Annotated in this window: 1 protein-coding gene; it reads left to right on the top strand. The window is 65.2% G+C overall.

Annotated elements, in window-relative coordinates; translation table 11 throughout:
• Positions 1-396: 396 nt before the first annotated feature.
• A partial coding sequence (locus EN893_RS34775; protein WP_164901425.1) for a LacI family DNA-binding transcriptional regulator occupies positions 397-1,191 on the top strand: 795 nt, incomplete at its 3' end.

Here is a 1,191-nt window from a genome sequence, read left to right as displayed (position 1 = left end):
CGTAAATAGTCCGATTTGTCTGACATATCACATATCCGAGACAAGGGTTGCGGAGGTAGGTCCGCTCGCCACCGGGCCATTTTTCGTACTCTCCCGCCGCCCCGAACGTCACCGACCGGACGCGACGGATTGACGGTACAGGGCATTTTTGTATTAGTAAACAGTATTAGTTCCACGCCAATGCCGGGGTTTCGCGGTGCGCCCGCCGCCGAGCCGTGGTCACCGCCGGCCCGCCACCCAAGCCTTCCGCCCTTTAGGTTTTGGCTTGTATGGGGATTCATGGCGGATGGACCTCTGGTATACTAATAGTTATAAACGACCTTGGGGTTACCGCTATAAATCGACGGCGTCACGCCATCTTGCCGGCCTGACCGGCCTGCCAGACTGGGATTTGCCATGAGCGAGACGACGGATCGGGCCAGCGACACGGCGAGGCGGCGCAAAGCGCCGGCCAAGGGCGCCAAGGGCCGCGTCACCATGATCGATATCGCCAGGGCGGCCGGCTGCTCGCAGGCGACCGTTTCCTTCGTGCTCAACAATTCGCCAGGGATCAAGCTGTCGCAGCAGACCCGCGAACGGGTGATCGAAACCGCGCGCACGCTCGGCTACGCCGCGCCCGCCTTCTCAGCCCTCCACCCGACGTTGCCTGCCTTCGGGGGGCCCGCCTTCGAAGGGCTGGACGGGGTGATCGGCTTCGCCGTCGACCAGCTCGCCACCAGCCCGGAAGCCGTGGTCGCCATCGAGGGCGCGCGCCAGGCCTCGTGGAATGCCGGCAACGTGCTTCTGGTGGCGCAGACGCTGGGCGATTCCGTCATGGAGCCGCGCGCCATTTCAGCGCTGACCAAGCGGGGCATTTCGGCGCTGATCTACATGACCATCTTCACCCGCGAGATCACAGCGCCCGACTACCTCTACGGTCTCGACATCCCGGTGATCCTGCTCAACTGCTATACGGCGGACTATGCCTTCCCTGCTGTGGTGCCGAGCGAGATCGCCGGCGGCCAGAGCTCGACCCGCCATCTGATCAGCCACGGCCACCGCCGCATCGCCACCATCACCGGCGAGCCCTGGATGCAGGCCGCCCAGGACCGCCTGAAAGGCTACCGCCGCGCGCTCGCCACCGCCGACATCCCGTTCGACCCCGAGCTGGTGGTCGAAGGCGACTGGTCGGCCAGCGCCGGCTACGCCGCC

Origin of the sequence: Mesorhizobium sp. M7A.F.Ca.CA.004.04.2.1, from assembly GCF_004022825.1 — a bacterium.
Lineage (GTDB): Bacteria > Pseudomonadota > Alphaproteobacteria > Rhizobiales > Rhizobiaceae > Mesorhizobium.
Note: the sequence above shows the minus strand (reverse complement) of the source record. Positions and strands in the feature narration are given on the sequence as shown.